Raw genomic sequence first — 16,872 nt, 5'->3', positions numbered from 1 at the left:
GTTGTCGAGCGCGGCTCGACCGGCCGACTGGCCGGGAGCCTGGCTGCGACTCGCCGACGACGTGGGTGCCGACCCGACCACCGACGACGTCACCGCCCACGGCATCCTGCACTGGGTGCCCCGCCACCAGACTGCTCGCCCCGTGGCCCGCGCGGGCGCAACCGGACTGGCCACCCGAGTGGCGGGCGAAGACCACCCACCTCGGCGCGTTGTCACGCTCCGACCACCGGCACACGAGCCGCACGGGCACCACCGGCCACGTGCTCGCGATGTGGGGCTCCGGCGGACTCGACGTCGACCCCCGGCAACTGCGCGCCTGCGCGGCGGCGACTCCCGAGTGGACCTGGACCGCCATGGGGCCGGAGCCCGTCGACGAGCGGCCGAACCTCCGCTGGGCGGGCTGGGCCGAGGACCCGTGGGACGCGCTGTGCGCCGCCGAGGTCGTGGTCACCCACGGCGGCCAGAACGCCGTGGCCGAGGTCGCCGCGGCGCGGCGGGCGGCCGTGGTGGTCCCCCAGGCTCGCCCCTTCGGCGAACAGCGGACCACCGCCGCGGTCCTGTCCCGGGCCCGCCTCGCCGTCGTGGCACCGCGCTGGCCCGAACCCGCTCGGTGGCCTGAGTTGCTGCGTCGCGCCCGCGAGCGCGGCGGCGACGGTTGGCAGCGGTGGTCACCTGGCGACGGCGCCGCGCGGGCCGCGGCCGAACTGGACGCGCTGTCCGCGTGACCAGCCCTCGTATCGCGGTGGTCACCACCACCCACCGCCGCGACGACCACCTGCACCGGCAACGCACGGGAATCGCCGCCTGCCCACCCGACTCCCACGTCGTGGTCGCGCATGGACGACGTGCCCCGGCTCCACCCCATCCCCGGTGCCGCACCGGTGCGGTCGGTGGCGGTGCCGAGCGGCGGCTGCGGTCTACCACCAGTGCCACCCGCCGACCCGCCTCGACCCCGACCGCGCACCCGAACTCGTCCGCAACGCCACCACCTTCCGGCGCGGACACGGCCACTGGCCCGTGCGCGGCTGGCTGCACGACCTGCACCTCCAGGGGCTCGTGTAGTTCGACCCTATCCACGACTACCTGCGTCTGGAAGACTCCAAGACCGCGCGCGCCAGTGATCCGACCACGCGCGCAGAGCGGCATCGTGGGTTGAGCGACGACTACTGACCGCGGACTGGCTGCGCGCCGACGGCCCGCGGGGCGTGGACGTGGGGAGCGCGGCACTGGGCCTGGCGACGATCGAGGAGTTCGGGTGGCCGTGGTGGATGACCACGACCACCGCAGTAGCGCGCACGGCGGTGTTCGCCGTGCTGTTCTTCGCGTCGAACACCGCCGGACGGCTCACGGTGCTCGACGCGGTGAACCTGAGCCAGGTGTGGCCGCTGCCGGGGTCGCGGCGGTGTGGTTGTGCGCGCAACGCCGCTCACCCCTGCTGTTTCGAGATCTTCAAGAACAAGGAGGAGGACTGCGAGAAGATCGTCCTCAAACCCTGACGGCACCCACCCGGCCGGCGACCGCGCGCAACGCCGCCGGGCCGGGTGGTGCTGCCTGAGCTCTGGGGAACCGACGAGCGAGGGGAACCACGTGAACGCACCGAGCCGGCTGGCCGTCGGCGTGCTGGTCGACGAAGGACTGCCGGAGCGGGTCATCACGACGACCGTCAACGAGCTGCCCGAGGTCTTCGCCGCTCAAGTGAGCGGGCGGACGCGGTGGCGGGTGGAGCGCGAGGTCGACCAGCTGCCACTGGACGAGGACGGCGACATCCCGATGCGCGCGTTGGCGGATCGGCACCGGGAGCACCGGGGCTGGGACCTGCTGGTCCTGGTCACCGATCTGCCCCGGCGCGCCGGGACGGCACCCGTCGCCGCCGGTGTCGACGTCGAACACGGCGTCGCGCTGATCTCGCTGCCCGCGCTCGGGGCCCTCTTGGTCCGGCGCCGGGTACGAGCGCTGTTGGTCCGCGTGGTGCGGCAGCTGGTCTCGCGACAACCCGGGTTGGACGGGGATCCCGGCGGACAGGGGGTGGCGGCACGGCTGCGTCGAGCACTGGCCCCCACACAGCACGTGCCCGACGACCACGCGCCGTCCGCGACACACGTCGTCCTGGTCGGGTTGCGCGGCAGGCTGCGGCTGCTGGCCGGGATGGTCCGGGACAACCGCCCGTGGCGGCTCGTCCCCCACCTCGCGGGCGCCACCGCTGCCGCGGCGGGCACCGCCGCCTACGGCATCATCACCAGTTCGTCCTGGAAGCTCGCGGACGCGCTGTCCCCGCTGCGGCTGGCCGGGATCACCGTGGTCACCCTCCTGGTCATGACGGTGTGGCTGACCGTGTACAACAACCTCTGGGACCAGCCTTCCGAGACCACTGAAAGACGCAAGGCGCTGCTGTGCAATGTTTCCACGGCCACCACACTCGCGATCGGGGTGGCGTGCGTGTACGCGATCCTGACCGGAGGTGGGCAACAGGTCGTCGTGGAAGACCGCGTCACCCAGCACCGCCCGCAACCGGACCGGTGGGCTCCGGCGCGGGCAGTCCCAGCCCGGCGGCGACGCGGGCGCACCGTTCGGTGTCCACAGTAGCCAGTACCCGGAGCTGCCGTTCCTTGATGACCCGCTCGTAGCACTTGCCCAGCTCGAAGGTGAACGCCCGGGCGATGTGCTCCCGCTCCACCGGGCTCAGGCTGCGGTAGAACAGCCGCGCGTGCAGCAGGGGGTCGTCGGTGACATCGATGGCCGGCGGAAGGTGCCCGACGTGGAAGGCGACCTGTTCGGTCTCTCGGCGAAGTAGTTGCTGGTGTTGCGGTCGAGCGTGAGCATGCCCATGGGCCGGACGGGCGCCAGTTCCGCCGGCGCGATTTTGGTCGGTCGAGCAGGTGCGGTACGAGCGCGGGATGCCCCGGTCTGACAGGTGCCAGAAGAGGTGGTGGGTCGCCTCGGTGTGCAGGAACACGAAATCCCAGGACGTGTCGTGCGCGCTCTGCGCCTGCGGGATCTCCCGGTCCGGGTGCGGCTTCGCGGCGTGGATGATGTCCGGAAACTTGATGCCGTCCTGGATGAAGAACACCGGGAGTTGTTGCCACCAAGTCGAAGTTACCCTCGGAGATGTAGAACTTGGTGGCAAAACCCCTGGTGTCGCGGACGGCGTCGGCGGACCCGCGCGAACCCACGACCGTGGAGAACCGCACGAACACCCCTTGAGCGAGTGGTCGGTATCGGGCAGGCGGACACCGGTCGTAGGTGGTCAGGTACGCGCCCTGCTGTTCCCTGGCGCCGTGGTCGGCCCCGGTCCGCGCACCCGTGGCGGTGCGGGTGTCGGGGGCGAGCCCTGGTCGGACTTGCGCGGCCACGGCTCACGCGGTTCGGTCGGCTCGTCCAGCGACGGGGGCGCGCTGCCGGGAGCCCCGGTACCGGTGGTGTTGTTGTCGGTTCGGCAACTTTCTCGACGGCCTTGCCCAAGGCGTCCTTGACGATCTTCGCGGGCTTGCTCGCGTCCACGTGGTCCTCGTCGTTGACGGCGGACGCCGACCACCCGAACCCCCATGCCCGGCGGCGGGCGGTCGCGGAAACAAGCCGCGGCAAGGAGATCACGGTCGACGTGTCACGCTCCGGCGTCGTGGCGGGCGCGGTCGACCTGGTCGCCGACGGCGGCGATCCGGTCGGCCAGGTCGGGGTACGACTCGCGCAGGTACGGGCTCGCGTCGGCGAGCGGGCTGAGCAGGTCGGCGGTGTCGGCGCCGCCGAGCGCGTCGGTGACGTGGTCGATCGAGCGCTGGGCATCGCGGCCCAGGCCGTCCACCGCGCCGACCGCGGCGGCGAGCCTGCGCAGGAGGGCGGCGTTCTCGCGGGCCCAGAGCACGGCCGCCCGGTCGCCGGCACGCCGATCGCGTTCGGCGCGGACCCGTTCCTCCCCGGTGCTCGTCGTCGTGCCGTCCGGGCGCAGCCGCAGGTAGCGCCGCTCGGCGGCCTGCCTGCTGGAGACACCGAGAGCGGGCGCGATCCGCGCCCAACTGATACCGGCGGCGCGCGCCGCCTCGATCAACCGCGGCTCCCACTGGGCCACCTCGTCGCGGATGTGCCGCAGCAGGCTGAGGGCGGCCAACACGTCCTCTCCCCCCGCGGCCTCGTGCCCCGCGACCGCGCTCACCAGGGCCAGATCGGCCACCGCGTCGCCCTCGCGGGACGGACTGCTGCGCAACCGCGAACGCGCGTCGTCTCGATCGTCATCCACAAGACGACAGTCTAGATGCCTGCTACCCGCCAAAGATAGCCGTGTACGTCGTCACTCCGACGACAATGAACTTGTCGTCGTTTGGATTACGTGTTAGAACTGTCGTGCGCGTTGACGACCAGACGACAACACAGGAGGTGGAACGATGTTGATGCGCACCGACCCGTTCCGGGAGTTCGACCGGATCGCCCAGCAGGTGCTGGGAGGCGCTCAGGGGACGTGGTCGCGTCCGACGGCGATGCCCATGGACGCCTACCGCGCGGGTGAGGAGTTCGTGGTCTGCTTCGACCTGCCCGGTGTGGACCCCGACGCCATCGATCTCGACGTCGAGCGCAACGTGCTGACCGTGAAGGCCGAGCGCAGGCCGCAGGAAGGCGCCGAGGGCGCCGAGTTCCAGGTGGCCGAGCGCCCCAGCGGGGTGTTCAGCAGGCAACTGTTCCTGGGCGACACCCTCGACACCGAACGCATCAGCGCCGCCTACGACCGCGGCGTGCTCACCCTGCGCATCCCCGTCGCCGAGCGGGCCAAGCCCCGCAAGATCGCCATCGAGGCCGCGGACGGCGACCGGAAAGCCATCAACGCCTGACCTGCGGCTGCCCGGGCGGTCGAGCGGACGCCCGGGCAGCCGATCCACCCGGCCGCGCGGGAAAGGACACCCTCAACGTGACTTCAGATGCCCTGCACCGCGCCTTGGGCGAGTACCTCGGCGCGGTGGCCGAGGAACTGGGCGTCGGCGCCGAGTCGACCACGGTCGACCTGGACACCCCGCTCTCGGCGTACATCGCGCTGGACACCGAGCTACCGGACCACCCGGGGCGCGACACCGCCCTGCTCTGGGACGAGCGGCACGGCTGGTCGGTCGCGGTCGAGACGCACTCCGGGGAAGACCTCGTGACCGTCGCGCACCTGGCAGCGAACGCGGTCGCCCCCGCTCCCCGCCGGATCGCCAGGTTCCTCGCCGCCGTGGCGCGCGGCGACCGCCGCCGCCCGCAGACCGCGCCTGTGGCCATCCGTGACGTCGACGACAGTGAGAGCCTGCTCGACCAACTGCGCCGCCACCCCATGCGCCGGTCCGACCAGAAGGCCGCCTGAACACCGGGCGGTCGCCTACGCGAGCGGCGAGCGGTCAAGCGTGGCAGGGTGAGGTGGGGCGTTCGCTCGTCGCGCGGAGCGCGTCAGGTACCAGCGCACGGGGGTGATGGGAGTTCGGGTGGCGGTGGACGCGGTCGTGGTCGGCAGCGGGCCGAACGGCCTGGTCGCGGCGAACATCCTCACCGACGCGGGGTGGGACGTCCTGGTGCTGGAGGCCGCCGCCGTGCCCGGCGGGGCCGTGCGCACCGCCGAGCTGACCGTCCCGGGGTTCCGACACGACCTGTTCAGCGCCTTCCACCCGCTGGCCACGGCCTCCCCGGTGCTGGCGGAACTCGACCTCGCCCAGTGGGGGCTGCGGTGGAGCCACGCCCCGGCCGTACTGGCCCACGTCCTGCCCGACGACCGCGCCGTGCTCATCGACCGCGACGTCGAACGCACAGCCGAGTCGGTCGCGCAATTCGCCCCCCGCGACGGCGACGCGTGGCGCGCCCAGTACGACCGCTACCTCCACGTCCGCGACGACCTGCTCGCGGCGCTGCTGCGCCCGTTCCCCCCGGTCCGCGCCGGACTCGGCCTGGCACGGACGCTGGGGGTAGGCGACGCGTTGCGCGCGACCCGCCTGGTGACCATGCCCGTGCGCAGACTCGGCGAGGAACTGTTCGACGGCGAAGGCGCCCGGGTCCTGCTCGCGGGCAACGCCATGCACACCGACCTCGGACCCAACCAAGCCGGCAGCGCCGTCTTCGGCTGGCTGCTGGCCATGCTGGGCCAAGACGTCGGCTTCCCCGTCCCCCAAGGCGGCGCGGGCGCGCTCACCGACGCCCTGGTCGCGCGACTCACCGCGCGCGGCGGACGAATCGAATGCGACCGGCGGGTGACCAAGGTCCTCACCGCCCGGGGCAGAGCGGTGGGCGTGCGCACCGCCGACCACGACATCCGAGCCGCCCGCGCCGTGCTGGCCGACGTCCCCGCCACCGCGCTCTACCTCGACATGATCGACCAAGACCAGCTGCCCACCACCCTGCTGGCGGACATCGGCAAGTTCGACTGGGACGACTCCACCATCAAAATCGACTGGGCACTGTCGACCCCCATCCCGTGGACCGCCGAACAGCCGCGCCGGGCCGGGACCGTCCACCTCGGCGTCGACAGCGACGGCCTGGTCGCCGTCGACGCCGACCTGGGCCGCGGCCGTGAGCCGGGGAACCCGTTCCTGCTGCTCGGCCAGATGACCACCGCCGACGCGACCCGCTCCCCCAAGGGCACGGAATCCGCCTGGCTGTACTCGCACGTGCCCCGCGGCGGGGACTGGCCGCGCGAGCGCCTGGAGCAGTGGGCGGCCAAGGTGGAAGCCATCGTCGACCGCCACGCCCCGGGCTTCCGGGACACCATCGCGGGTCGGGTCGTCTCCGGACCCGCCGACCTCCAGCGGTCCAACCCCTCACTGGTCGACGGCGCCATCAACGCGGGCACGGCGGGCATCCACCAACAGCTGGTCTTCCGCCCCACCCCCGGCCTGTCGCGCGCGGACACCGTCGTCGAACGCCTGTTCCTGGCAGGTGCGTCCGCGCACCCCGGCGGGGGCGTCCACGGCGGCGCCGGGGCGAACGCGGCCAAGGCCGCCCTAGCGGCTAACGGGTGGTACGGCCCCGCCTACCGGTCGGTCATGCGCGGCCTGCACCGCGCCCTCCACCGCTGACGCGCGGCCGGGTCAGCAGCTTGTGCGCCGCGACGAGCACCCGGTCCGGCAACACCCTGCCGAGCAGCACCTGTGCCTTGACCAGCAACGACCCGGTGACCACCTGGGCGCGTCCCGCCATCATGGCGGCGAACCCGGCGCGCGCCACCTCGGCGGGATCGACCTTGGGCCCGGCGCCGATCGGGGTGTCGAGCTGGCCGGAACGCCGGAAGAACGCGGTGTCGGTGGGACCGGGCATCAACGAGGTCACCGTCACCCCGGTATTCGCCACCTCGGCCCGCAGCGCCTTCGCGAAGGACTGCACGAACGACTTGGACGCGTTGTACACCGACTGGTACGGGCCGGGGGCCAGCGCCGCGATGGACGAGGTGAACAGCACCCGTCCGTGCGCGCGTCCGAGCATCCCCGGCACCAGCGACTTGGCCAGGTGCACGGTCGAGCGGACGTTGAGGTCCACCACGGCGAGCTGTTCGTCCACCGTGGATTCCTCGGTGAACTCGCCGCCGACACCCGCGCCCGCGTTGAGGGCGAGCGCGGTCAGCGCGCCCATCTCCCCCACTCGCGCCACGAGCGCTTCGACCTCAGCGGGCACGGTGAGGTCGGCCCGCACCCCCACCACCCGGCTGCCGGGTCTGGAAAGCCGGTGAGCGGCGTCGACGACCTCGGGTTCGTCAGCCACCAGCACCACGTCGAAGTCGTGTTCGGCGAACTCGCGGGCCAACTCGAACCCGATTCCGGTTGACGCGCCGGTGACCAGTGCCAACGGCGGCGGGATGCTCGACAGCACCAGGGGCCCGCTCAGTCGGACCGGCGAACGGCCAGGTCGGTCAACCTCGCCAACGCCTCACGGTTGCGCGGCACCAGCAGCGCGTCCAGCAGGCGGTCGGGGAGCGCGGAGAACGGCCCGCGACGCACCTGTTCCACCATGGTGACCTCCGTGTCCCCGTCGACCGCGGCGAGCTCCAAGCGCACGAGCGCGGACCCGGCGGGCCACAACCGCGCCTCCAGCTCCAACACCTCCCCCGCGCGCGACTCCCGCACCTCGGTGCTGTCGTGGATGAGCAACGGCCACGCACCCACGCTGTGGTGGATCCGGGCCCCGACCGCGGGCCACCCGGAATCCACGCTCCGGATGTGCGACGCCCCCACCACCCAGGACGCGTACATCCAACCGTCAGCGAGAACCGCCCAGACAACATCGGGCGAAGCGGATATCCGCGCGTGCACCGTGGCCATGCCGGACGAGTACCCGGCGGGCTTTCGCGGCAACCCCGGCTCGGGCGCCAAGTGCGGACGCGGCGGAGGCGTGGTTCGAAGTCCTGGCAGTTCGGGGCATGCGCTCGGTGTCGCGCCCATCCCCGCGATCCGAGGGAACGCGGCTCGGTGGTGCGGCTCAGTCGAGGCTAGCGAGGAGGTCGGCCAGGCCGCTGCGGCGTGCGCGGGTGGTGACGGCAGCGTGGTCCGCGTACACCTGGGGCGTGTGGCGCAGGCGGCGCCAGAGTTCGTGGTCTTCGCCCGTATTGCCGGTGGGGAAGCCGCCCGCGGTGTCGTAGGTGTCGGCGCGGATGCCGAGGTTGGCGCCGTAGGACGTTGCCGTGGCCTTCGGGTAGGCGGGCGGAGTCCAGGACCTGGGCGTAGGCGAGCATTCCGGCCCGGGAGAGTCCCAGCCGGGTGGTCGAGGTGGGCGGCGCCCGCGACCGCTCGGGCGCCACGGGTGGCCAGGCGCACGTGCGCGGTGATCCAGTCGGCGGGGACGGTGGTGTCGGTGGTGTCGGCGTCGGTGGACAGGAGCCAGGTCGCACTCCGGGCGGGATGCCCCAGGAAGGCGCGGGCGCGGCGCAGTCCCAGGTCGTGCAGAGCGCCTAGCGGTCGGTCGGTGCCGTTGGTGATGACGACCGCGGGTCGGCGACACGGCCGTGCTTGTGCCCCGGCGGGGTGAACGGGGCCGCGCGCGGTGAGGGCGCGGCCTCAGGCGGCGGTGAGGTCGGCGGGGCCGTCCACGGTGATCGCGTCGACGCCGAACAGGCGCGCGGTGTCGGCGTAGGAGATGTCGGGCAGGGATGGGGACTGCTCGAACTTCGGGGCGCCGCCCATCGCGCGCAACTCCCAGGTGACCTGGTTGAGGTCGTTGTTGTGGAACACGCGGACCACGAGTGTCGGTAGCGGGTGATGGTCATGAGTTCGGCGAGGCAGTCGGCGACACCTCGGGCGCCTTGACCCACCAGGATCGCGACCTTCTCCACCGCGGTGAGCACGTCCGCCGCGCAGGTGATGGCGTCGGCGGCGGCGACCAAGCGGGGGTGGACGCGGGCGGGTGGGCTGGACGGGACCTGTTTGAACTCGTGCGTCGGCGGCGTGTGCTCCGCCTCTTGCAGGTCCGCCGGAACGATCGGCACCGTCGGAGCCCGCATCCCCGCCGCGGTGCGCATCGCGCGGTCCAAGGCGCTGGGCAGTTGCTCGGCGACGTTGACCTCGACCAGGAACTCACTGGCCACGTCCCGTTGATGCCGTCCCCCGGAACCGCGCACCGGCCGGGAAGCTTCCGCGAAGCGACATGGCCTGAACCGACGTCACCGCGCCCGGCACGGTGAGATCCACTCAGGACTGTGCCGGTCACCGGAACACGGTGGCGCCGCGGGGAGCCGACGTCAGGCGACGCGGGTTCATCCCAGGTGTTTCTCGGCCCCCCGGTGACCGAGTTTGTGGTTGCCGTCGCAGAGCGGTGCGATCGCGGATCGTCCGCACCGGCACAGCGCCATCGTCGCCCGGTTGCGGTCCACGACGGCGCCGTCCTGGGTGTGGATCTCGAAGTCGCCCCGGACGAGCAGGGGGCCGTTGTCGTAGACGGTCACGGTCGCCGCCGGTTCTGGAGCCATGGAGGCGGAATACCCGGCCCTGCCCCACCACACACGTGGTGTTCACGACTGATCGGTTCCGATTGGACTCGTGGTCGTTCGGGTAGTCGTCGGGCACTTACCTTGGCCCGAGGAGTTCTCATGCGCGTCCCCCACACCCGCGGCGAGCTCAGCGCCGCGGTGATCAGAGCCTTTCGGGAGCCGGGGAGCCCCTTCCCCACCGTGCGGGTCGACGACCCCTGGCGCGACGCGGACCTGCAGCTCGCCCTGTGGATCTGCTACGAGTTGCACTACCGGGGATTCGACGAGGTGGACCCCGACCTCGCTGATGACCTCGATCTCCTGGCGTTCCGCCGACAGCTGGAACAACCGTGGCACGAGGCCCTGCGTGACCTCGTTCCGCACCGGTCGACGACCCATGAGCGGGTCCCCGAGGCGTTGGCGGAGCTGGTCGCCGCCGATGACGGGCCGCCGCTGGCGAGCTTCCTGCAACGCGGAGCGACACTGGAGCAGTTCCGCGAGTTCGTCGTCCAGCGGTCGATCTACCACCTCAAGGAAGCCGACCCGCACAGCCTGGCCATCCCCCGCCTCGAAGGCCAGGCGAAGGCGGCCATCATCGAGATCCAAGCCGACGAGTACGGCGGTGGCCGACTCTCCGACATGCACTCGGAACTGTTCCGCGCCACCATGCGCGCCCTCGACCTCGACGACCGCTACGGCCACTTCATCGACCAAGCGTCCGGGGAGACGTTGGCGGTCAACAACCTCATCTCCTTCTTCGGCCTGCACCACCGCTGGACCCCGGCCCTGCTCGGTCACCTGGCGGCGTTCGAGATGACCTCGTCGCTACCGAACCGCCGCTACGGCAACGGGTTGCGCCGACTCGGATTCGACCAGGCGGCGACCCGCTTCTACGACGAGCACGTCGAGGCTGACGCGGTGCACGAGCAGATCGCCGCGCACGACCTGTGCGGCTCCTACGCCAGGCAACACCCCACCGCGGCCGCCGACATCGTGTTCGGCGCGGCTTGCGCCCTCGCCGTGGAAGCGAACTTCGGCCACCACCTGCTCCAGCGGTGGCAGGCTCCGCCCGCGTCCCTGGCGAGCTGACCTCGTGCTCAGGGGACGGTGCGCAACCGGGGGTAGGTGACCCGCACGGTGAGCAGTCCGGTGATCTCCAATGCCCGGTGCACCGAACCCGCAGGCTGCGGGTGAGACTCATCCAACTCCCAGCGGACGCCGAAGGGTGCCGTTGCGTGCCGGCGGGGCCGGGCCTGGCGCGAACGTGAACGGGACTTCGGACGAGCGGGGGGCGCCTACGTCGGGGTGAATCGGACGACGAGCAGGGCGACGTCGTCGCGGGGTGGTTCAGCGCCCAAGAGCGCGTCGGTGACCTGGGCGCAGACAGCGGCGGGGTTGTCGTGGGTGAGGTTGTCGAGGAGCTGGTCAAGGTAGGGGTCGAGGGGCTGGCCGGGTCGTTCGACGAGGCCGTCGGTGTGGAGGGCCAAGACGCTTCCCCGCGGGAGGGCGACGACGGTGTCGCGGCGTGAGTCCGAGGCCGATGGGCAGGTCGGGGGGCGCGGTGAGCAGGGCGCTGCGCAGGCGGCCCATGACGACCGCGGCGGCCAGGCCGTGGCCGGTGACGTCACCGATGACGATGCCGAGGCGGTCGCCGGGCAGGGAGAAGACGTCGTACCAGTCGCCGACCACCGCCATCGAGGTGCCGGGGATGTAGCGGGCCGCGAACGCCAGACCGGGGACGGCCGGGAAACCTGGTGGGCAACAGGCTGCGCTGGAGCGCGGTCGGCGTTGCTGATATCGGCTTGGGTGGCCTGGGCGATCCGATCCGCGACCAAGTGCAGCAGGTGGCTGTCGTCGGGGGTGAACCGGCGCGGGGTCAACGACCCGACGTGCGGCACGCCGACCAGGTCGCCGCCCGCGAGCAGCGGGACACCGAGCAGCGCTCGCAGGCCCCGACGCCACAGCAGTGAGTTGACCACGGTGGTGGCGTCGACGCGGTCGAGGATCACCGGGGTGCGGGCAGCGGCCACCCGCCCGGCGAACCCAGCGCCCAGCGGGATGGTGATCCCGTGTCCGACCTGCTCGTTCATGCCGACCGAGGCTCCGACGGTCAGCACCTCGGCAGCGGTGTCGTAGAGCAGCACCGAGGCGGCGTCGACCTCGAACAGCTCCTGGATGCGGGCCAAGACCGCGCGCAGGAACTCCTCCAGGTTCATGTGCCGCAGGCCCACATCGGTCACGGCTCGAAGCGGCGGGTCCGCGGGCACTTTCCCGTTCGACGGGCGGAGACCTGGCCTAGAACACCGCACTGCCCGCGGCACCGATCCCGCCGAGCCTCCGCAGGCCGGGCAAGGTGTGCTTGCCCATCGCTTCCCTCAGGGTCCCGCTGGTGACACCGCCCTGATCCGTTCCACTCTGAACACACGGTCGGCCTCCCGCATGTGGCACCACGCCAGAAGGAACGGCCCGTCCCATCCAGTCGGCGTGATGGTGCGGGTGGAGGACTCGCCCTTCCCGTCGACGTAGTCGATGCGCACGTCGGACTGCCCGTCGATAGCTCCCACCAGCAACGCCACCGCCTCCTCCGACAACATCGGGTTCCGTCCGCGCACGATCTGCGTCGTGGACGACCCGTCCGACCCCAGGTCGGGGAGGTCCACCGCCTCCGGCTCCACCTGTTCCACCTGGGCGGCCACTCGTGCCTTCCGCGGCCGCCGGACGATCACACTCCCGGATGGCGGATCGTCGACCACTTCGAATCCTTCCGCCCGCAATTGCGCGACCACCTCCGACGGCGCCATCGCACTCCCCGCCACAGTCGGCGCCAACTCCGCGAACCCGGGCAACCGCACCACCTCCGTGATGACATTCGCCTCCGCCACCACGCAGCACCTCACCTCCCGCAACCGCACCTGCCCTCGCCCGCGTTCTCCCAAAAGCACCCGCAGCGCCAACGGCACGTTGTGCTGTGTCAGCTCGTTCAAGGAGGCCAGCAAAGAGCCTTCGGTCCACCCCTGGGCGAACGCCGCCCGGACGCTCGCCGTGGTGAACCGCCACACCCGCGCCCCGTCCTCTACCGAGCTCTCCGCGGAAGCCTCCAGCACTCGCGCGGCCTCGACCGTCATCTGCCCGAACACCACAGCCTTCAGGTCGTCCATCACCTCCACCTCGCACCGCATCGGCACCACCACCTCGGCCACCGAAGCGGCCAGCGCCTCCGTATCGCCCGCGGACAACAACGCCTCCCCACACGCACTCAGCGCGGTCCCCGCTACCACCCCCACCATCGTCGCCTCGCGGACAACCCCAACAGCGTGCTGATGCACCGCCGGGCAGAACCAATAGGCCGCATCAGCGACCGCTTCGACCGACACCCCGCCCCGTCCCGCCCGCAGCACCGCCCATCGCGCTGCCCGAGAATGCGACGACTCGACCTTGGACCCCGCCGCGCTCCGCCGGGCAGTCGGGGAGTGCGACAACCAGAACCAGGCCCACGCCAGCTCCGCCCACTGCCTGGCAGGCGTTGCCTCCCGCCACCGCTCATACCGCGCGGTGACCTCGAACGCTGTCCCGACCTGCGCCAACAACCCAGCCGCGAACAGCAGGTCCAACACCAGCAACAGGTAGTCGTCATCCAGACCGAGAGCCGCCCCCCACCGTTTCCGCTCCTGGACCCCGACCCCACCCCGTCGCAACCCCACGATCGGCTTGCTCGTATCCAACAGCGCATAGGCCACCCGCAGCAGGTGCTGCACCGAAGACCGCAGCTCACCGTCCGCACCGCGCCGACCAGGCTCAACCGCGGGCGGTCCGGTCACCTCCATGTGACCGTTCGCTCGCTTCCACTGCGCCGACACCGGGGAGACCAGACACACGACCTCCCCATCCGGCCACGCCACCCCGACCCGCCGCAACTCGCCCAGCGCCGACCGGACCGCGTCCCTGCGACCCCCGGTCAACGCCGCCACAGCGTCAACGGTGGCCTCGGACCCCAAGCCTGCCGCGGCCCGCCCCGCCGCCACCGCATCCCGGCTCACCAACCGCACCGCGGCCAAGGACCCGCGACCGCTCAGTCGTTCCGCAAGCGCCCCGGGCCCATCGGGCACCGGCGCCGTCCGCACCTCCGGCCGAACCCGCAACAACTCAGCCAACTCCACCCGGTCCATCCGACCGAGGTACCGCGCGAACGAACCGGTGTCCATACCAGGCATTCTGCCCAGAGCCAGGTTCTCGCGTGGCCCGGACGGGCGACCAGGCCGGTGCCGCTACGACAAACACACCCCACCGCAGTCGCCTGGACCTGTACCGCCTGCTCGCGTGCAACAACGGCACAGGTTCCGCAGATGATCGATGCGACAAGGCCGCGCACAGGGAGGTGAGTCCGGACGCGGTGGAATCGCGGGACATAGTCGAAGTGCGGGACGAGGATGACCTGGCTCTCCTCGTCGCGACCGCCGAGGAGGAGGGTGTCCGCGTCGAGGAAGTCGGGTTCGCTGCCTGGGATCCCACCGCCTACGCCGAGGTGATCGGCGCGTTGTTCGCGGTGAACCTGGTCGTGGAAAGATGGCGGGAGCGGCGACTCGGTGGGCAGGTCATCGATCTCCGGACCGGGTCGGACAAAGTAGTCCACCGCAGTCGTGGCGCGTTCTTGAAGACGGCCGGGTGGAGATCGAGGCACGCGAAGCCAACAACCAAGCCACCGAATTCGTCGAGCGCCTGCTCTCCCTCTTTGCCGGACGCGGAGAGGTTGGTACTGTCGACGCGGTCGCACCGCTGGCAAAGTCCGTCTTCGGCAATGACGCCGCACTGCGTATCGAACGCAGCGAATCGAGGCCAGGCGCTGAAGACGTGGCGAGTGAGTGAAGTACCCCGGACTACCCCCTGCCGGAAGTGACGACGCGGGGTGGGTGCGGGCAGGATCCGACCTGACCGCCGCTGAACAACTGTTGTCCCGCAACAGCGGAACCGTCGTCGAGGTCGTGCGGTTGGCCGAAGTGCTGATACGCATGGCAGGGCCGCTGACTGCCGGGCCGTGCTGAGCGCGTCCACACCACGCGACGACGAGGTGCCGCTGGCGCATGAGCCCTTTCGGCCGTGGTCGTGGCACGGACATGTTGCACGACGTTGCGCGGTATTCCCCGTCGCGGGCACGCCGTCGCAGGTCAGAACGCGCGATGTCGCAGCCCACCTCCGCAGACGCGGGGCGGACGTCGTTCGCTGGAGGGATGTCACCAAGGCCCACCCGGGGTCCTGCGACGTCGCGATCGCCGCGCAGAACAGCGGGTTGCACAAGCTCACCGAGCCGGTCCTGGTGATGGCGCACGGGGCGTTGCGGGACAAGGTCGCGCCCGTCCGGGCCGGGGCCGGGAAGCAGACCGAATCACACCGGTACGGCACCAGCGCGCAGGACACCGTCCACGCCGGTCGCGCCATCGCGGTTCGGCAGTTGTTGGCGCACGACGACCAAGTCGCCGCCTACAACGGCCACCACGAGGCCGTGCGAGAGTCGCTGCGTGTGGTCGGCGATCCCGTCGTCGACCAACTGTTGGCGGAACTGCACCTGCGCGCCGAGCACCGAGCCGCGCTGGGAGTCCGCCCCGACCAGCGGCTGGTCCTGGTGACCTCGACCGGCTGCGCGCACAACCTGTGGCTGGACCAGCCGGGGTTGATGCGCAGGCTCGTCACAGAACTCCCATCCGACCGGTACCGGGTCGTCGGCGTGCTGCACCCGAACATCTGGCACAGCTACGGCAAGCAGGTCGAGCACGTGCTGCACGACGCGCTGTGATCAGGTCTGCGCCTGGTACCCCCTGACCAGGACTGGCCCGTGGTATCGATCGCGGCCGACTACATCATCGGCGACCAGGGCTCGCCCTTCCAGTACGGGACCATCACCGGTGCCGCGCTGCTCAAGGCAGGCTTCCACGACCCCCTGGTGGCACCAGGGTCGGTGCGCAGCAGGTTGGGGGCCGCCGTGCCGGAGCCGGTACCGGACCGCCCTCTCGAAGAACAGTTGCTCGAAGCGGCCGACCAAGAGGTCCGCGCCGCTACGCGGGCTTCGGGCACCTGCTCAGCTCGCAGCCGGGTCGATTCGCGGCGAACCTTCGGCGCGAGGTGTACGTGGTGCTCCATCTGCCGGAGCCGTCGACGGCGGCGGTCCTGCCGCGGCTGCGACCACCGGAGCTGATCAGCTACCGGTGAGTCGGCGGCGGATCCGTTCGGCCAAGGGGCTGCCCGTGGACTCGTACAGCTCCGCGGCCCGCTCAAGGTGCCGTCGGGCCGACTCGTCGGTCCGCATCGCCGTCGCCACCGCGCAGAGTTGTTCGTGGATACGTGCCTGTTCGTACTTGGCGTCCAAGTCCACCATGACCCCCAGCGCCGCGGAGAGGATTCTCCGCGCTTCGGCAGGCTCGCCGGCATTCAAGCGCAGGGAACCCAGCTCGAGCGACGCACGAGCCTGGTTGTACCGGTCACCGATCTCGGCGAAAACCGTCCTCGCCCGGTCGAGGTGTGGGATCACGTCGGAGTCGTCCCCCAGAGCGATCAAGGAGCGGGCGACGTTCACGTGGGTGAGCGCCGCTCCGCGTTGCTCACCACGGGCGATCTGCGCCCGTGGCGCTTGTTGGTAGTGGTCAATCGCCTCTCTGGACCGCCCGAGGCCGTGAAGTGCGAGACCCAGGCTGTTGAGAGCGCTGGCGACGCCCACCTCGTCACCGGATTTCCGGCATAGCTCAATCCCCTCGCGGAAGCACAGCTCCGCCTGCCCGAACTCACCCGGCCCATGGTGGCCTAGGCCCAATGCCGGTCGGTTAGGTGGTTTCGGCTGGTCGGCGGCGGTGTCGGGTCTTGCTGGGCGGGGTGAGGGTGATGTTCGAGTGAGGTGGTCGGCTGTTTCGGAGTTGTTGTCGGTGTCGTGCGCGTTTGACCGGGAAGTTGCTCATTTTCCGTTTGATCACCCGCGGGTAGCTCCGGTG

Annotated in this window: 18 protein-coding genes and 4 pseudogenes; 10 read left to right on the top strand and 12 right to left on the bottom strand. The window is 71.1% G+C overall.

Going from position 1 to position 16,872, the window contains the following annotated elements; translation table 11 throughout:
• Nucleotides 1-209: 209 nt before the first annotated feature.
• The 4 genes from CLV40_RS39095 (at nt 210) to CLV40_RS24910 (ending at nt 2,583) form a co-directional block, all read left to right on the top strand.
• A complete protein-coding gene (locus CLV40_RS39095) occupies nt 210-725 on the top strand; it encodes a glycosyltransferase (RefSeq protein ID WP_219824102.1) in 516 nt (171 codons plus the stop codon).
• A gap of 145 nt (nt 726-870) precedes the next feature.
• Nucleotides 871-1,062, top strand: coding sequence for a hypothetical protein (locus CLV40_RS24920; protein ID WP_104481420.1), 192 nt, complete (start codon nt 871-873; stop codon nt 1,060-1,062).
• A 149-nt stretch (nt 1,063-1,211) separates the two neighbouring features.
• Nucleotides 1,212-1,496 (top strand): hypothetical protein, encoded by a 285-nt coding sequence (locus CLV40_RS24915; RefSeq protein ID WP_146108232.1) that lies wholly within the window; start codon nt 1,212-1,214, stop codon nt 1,494-1,496.
• A 91-nt stretch (nt 1,497-1,587) separates the two neighbouring features.
• Nucleotides 1,588-2,583, top strand: coding sequence for a hypothetical protein (locus CLV40_RS24910; RefSeq protein WP_245931549.1), 996 nt, complete (start codon nt 1,588-1,590; stop codon nt 2,581-2,583).
• Here CLV40_RS24910 and CLV40_RS24905 read toward each other — a convergent pair.
• Both CLV40_RS24905 and CLV40_RS24900 read right to left on the bottom strand, forming a co-directional pair.
• Nucleotides 2,525-3,194 (bottom strand): annotated as a pseudogene (locus CLV40_RS24905) (catalase); the annotation flags it as partial. The gene CLV40_RS24910 and the pseudogene CLV40_RS24905 sit on opposite strands and share 59 nt — an antisense overlap.
• 407 nt (nt 3,195-3,601) lie before the next feature.
• Nucleotides 3,602-4,231, bottom strand: a complete 630-nt coding sequence (locus tag CLV40_RS24900) for an HSP18 transcriptional regulator (protein ID WP_245931548.1) — start codon at nt 4,229-4,231, stop codon at nt 3,602-3,604.
• A 145-nt stretch (nt 4,232-4,376) separates the two neighbouring features.
• Between CLV40_RS24900 and CLV40_RS24895 the strand changes: the two genes are divergently transcribed.
• The 3 genes from CLV40_RS24895 (at nt 4,377) to CLV40_RS24885 (ending at nt 7,022) form a co-directional block, all read left to right on the top strand.
• Nucleotides 4,377-4,817: an Hsp20/alpha crystallin family protein gene (locus tag CLV40_RS24895; RefSeq protein ID WP_104481418.1), complete on the top strand. Its 441-nt coding sequence runs from the start codon at nt 4,377-4,379 to the stop codon at nt 4,815-4,817.
• Nucleotides 4,818-4,894: 77 nt separating this feature from the next.
• The gene (locus tag CLV40_RS24890) at nt 4,895-5,323 is read left to right on the top strand and encodes a DUF6292 family protein (protein ID WP_181043719.1); all 429 of its coding nucleotides are present in this window, start codon (nt 4,895-4,897) and stop codon (nt 5,321-5,323) included.
• Between the two features lie 106 nt (nt 5,324-5,429).
• On the top strand, nt 5,430-7,022 hold the full coding sequence (locus CLV40_RS24885; protein ID WP_104481417.1) for a phytoene desaturase family protein: 1,593 nt from the start codon (nt 5,430-5,432) through the stop codon (nt 7,020-7,022).
• Here the strand turns inward: CLV40_RS24885 and CLV40_RS24880 are convergent.
• From CLV40_RS24880 to CLV40_RS24860, 5 genes and pseudogenes are all read right to left on the bottom strand, one after another.
• The gene (locus tag CLV40_RS24880; protein WP_342752301.1) at nt 6,988-7,809 is read right to left on the bottom strand and encodes an SDR family NAD(P)-dependent oxidoreductase; all 822 of its coding nucleotides are present in this window, start codon (nt 7,807-7,809) and stop codon (nt 6,988-6,990) included. The genes CLV40_RS24885 and CLV40_RS24880 overlap by 35 nt on opposite strands.
• 11 nt (nt 7,810-7,820) lie before the next feature.
• Nucleotides 7,821-8,258, bottom strand: coding sequence for an SRPBCC family protein (locus tag CLV40_RS24875; protein WP_104481416.1), 438 nt, complete (start codon nt 8,256-8,258; stop codon nt 7,821-7,823).
• A gap of 732 nt (nt 8,259-8,990) precedes the next feature.
• Entirely contained in the window at nt 8,991-9,164 is a 174-nt protein-coding gene (locus CLV40_RS40890; protein ID WP_219824101.1) for a hypothetical protein, read from the bottom strand.
• A gap of 23 nt (nt 9,165-9,187) precedes the next feature.
• Nucleotides 9,188-9,523, bottom strand: a pseudogene (locus CLV40_RS40885) (thiamine pyrophosphate-requiring protein); the annotation flags it as partial.
• 162 nt (nt 9,524-9,685) lie between these two features.
• Nucleotides 9,686-9,898 (bottom strand): CDGSH iron-sulfur domain-containing protein, encoded by a 213-nt coding sequence (locus tag CLV40_RS24860; RefSeq protein ID WP_104481414.1) that lies wholly within the window; start codon nt 9,896-9,898, stop codon nt 9,686-9,688.
• A 120-nt stretch (nt 9,899-10,018) separates the two neighbouring features.
• Between CLV40_RS24860 and CLV40_RS24855 the strand changes: the two genes are divergently transcribed.
• Nucleotides 10,019-10,987: an iron-containing redox enzyme family protein gene (locus CLV40_RS24855; RefSeq protein ID WP_104481413.1), complete on the top strand. Its 969-nt coding sequence runs from the start codon at nt 10,019-10,021 to the stop codon at nt 10,985-10,987.
• 206 nt (nt 10,988-11,193) lie between these two features.
• On the opposite strand, the gene CLV40_RS40405 is transcribed toward CLV40_RS24855, so the two are convergent.
• The 4 genes and pseudogenes from CLV40_RS40405 to CLV40_RS24845 all read right to left on the bottom strand — a co-directional run bounded on the left by CLV40_RS40405 (nt 11,194) and on the right by CLV40_RS24845 (nt 13,653).
• Nucleotides 11,194-11,526 (bottom strand): SpoIIE family protein phosphatase, encoded by a 333-nt coding sequence (locus CLV40_RS40405; protein WP_281261691.1) that lies wholly within the window; start codon nt 11,524-11,526, stop codon nt 11,194-11,196.
• Nucleotides 11,504-11,593, bottom strand: a pseudogene (locus CLV40_RS39805) (hypothetical protein); the annotation flags it as partial. The pseudogene CLV40_RS39805 and the gene CLV40_RS40405, both read right to left, overlap by 23 nt.
• A 125-nt stretch (nt 11,594-11,718) precedes the next feature.
• A pseudogene (locus CLV40_RS39800) lies at nt 11,719-12,114 on the bottom strand (GAF domain-containing protein); the annotation flags it as partial.
• 159 nt (nt 12,115-12,273) lie between these two features.
• Nucleotides 12,274-13,653, bottom strand: coding sequence for a helicase-associated domain-containing protein (locus CLV40_RS24845; protein ID WP_181043717.1), 1,380 nt, complete (start codon nt 13,651-13,653; stop codon nt 12,274-12,276).
• Between the two features lie 907 nt (nt 13,654-14,560).
• Here CLV40_RS24845 and CLV40_RS37440 point away from each other — a divergent pair.
• Nucleotides 14,561-14,761, top strand: coding sequence for a hypothetical protein (locus CLV40_RS37440; RefSeq protein WP_146108231.1), 201 nt, complete (start codon nt 14,561-14,563; stop codon nt 14,759-14,761).
• A gap of 421 nt (nt 14,762-15,182) precedes the next feature.
• Entirely contained in the window at nt 15,183-15,686 is a 504-nt protein-coding gene (locus tag CLV40_RS24840; RefSeq protein WP_104481411.1) for a hypothetical protein, read from the top strand.
• A 399-nt stretch (nt 15,687-16,085) separates the two neighbouring features.
• Here the strand turns inward: CLV40_RS24840 and CLV40_RS24830 are convergent, their stop codons facing one another.
• Nucleotides 16,086-16,697, bottom strand: a complete 612-nt coding sequence (locus CLV40_RS24830; protein ID WP_104481409.1) for a tetratricopeptide repeat protein — start codon at nt 16,695-16,697, stop codon at nt 16,086-16,088.
• Nucleotides 16,698-16,872 lie beyond the last annotated feature (175 nt).

It is taken from the genome of Actinokineospora auranticolor (assembly GCF_002934265.1).
GTDB lineage: Bacteria > Actinomycetota > Actinomycetes > Mycobacteriales > Pseudonocardiaceae > Actinokineospora > Actinokineospora auranticolor.
The sequence above is the reverse complement of the archived record's forward strand: the minus strand, read 5'-3'. Positions and strand labels throughout refer to the sequence as shown.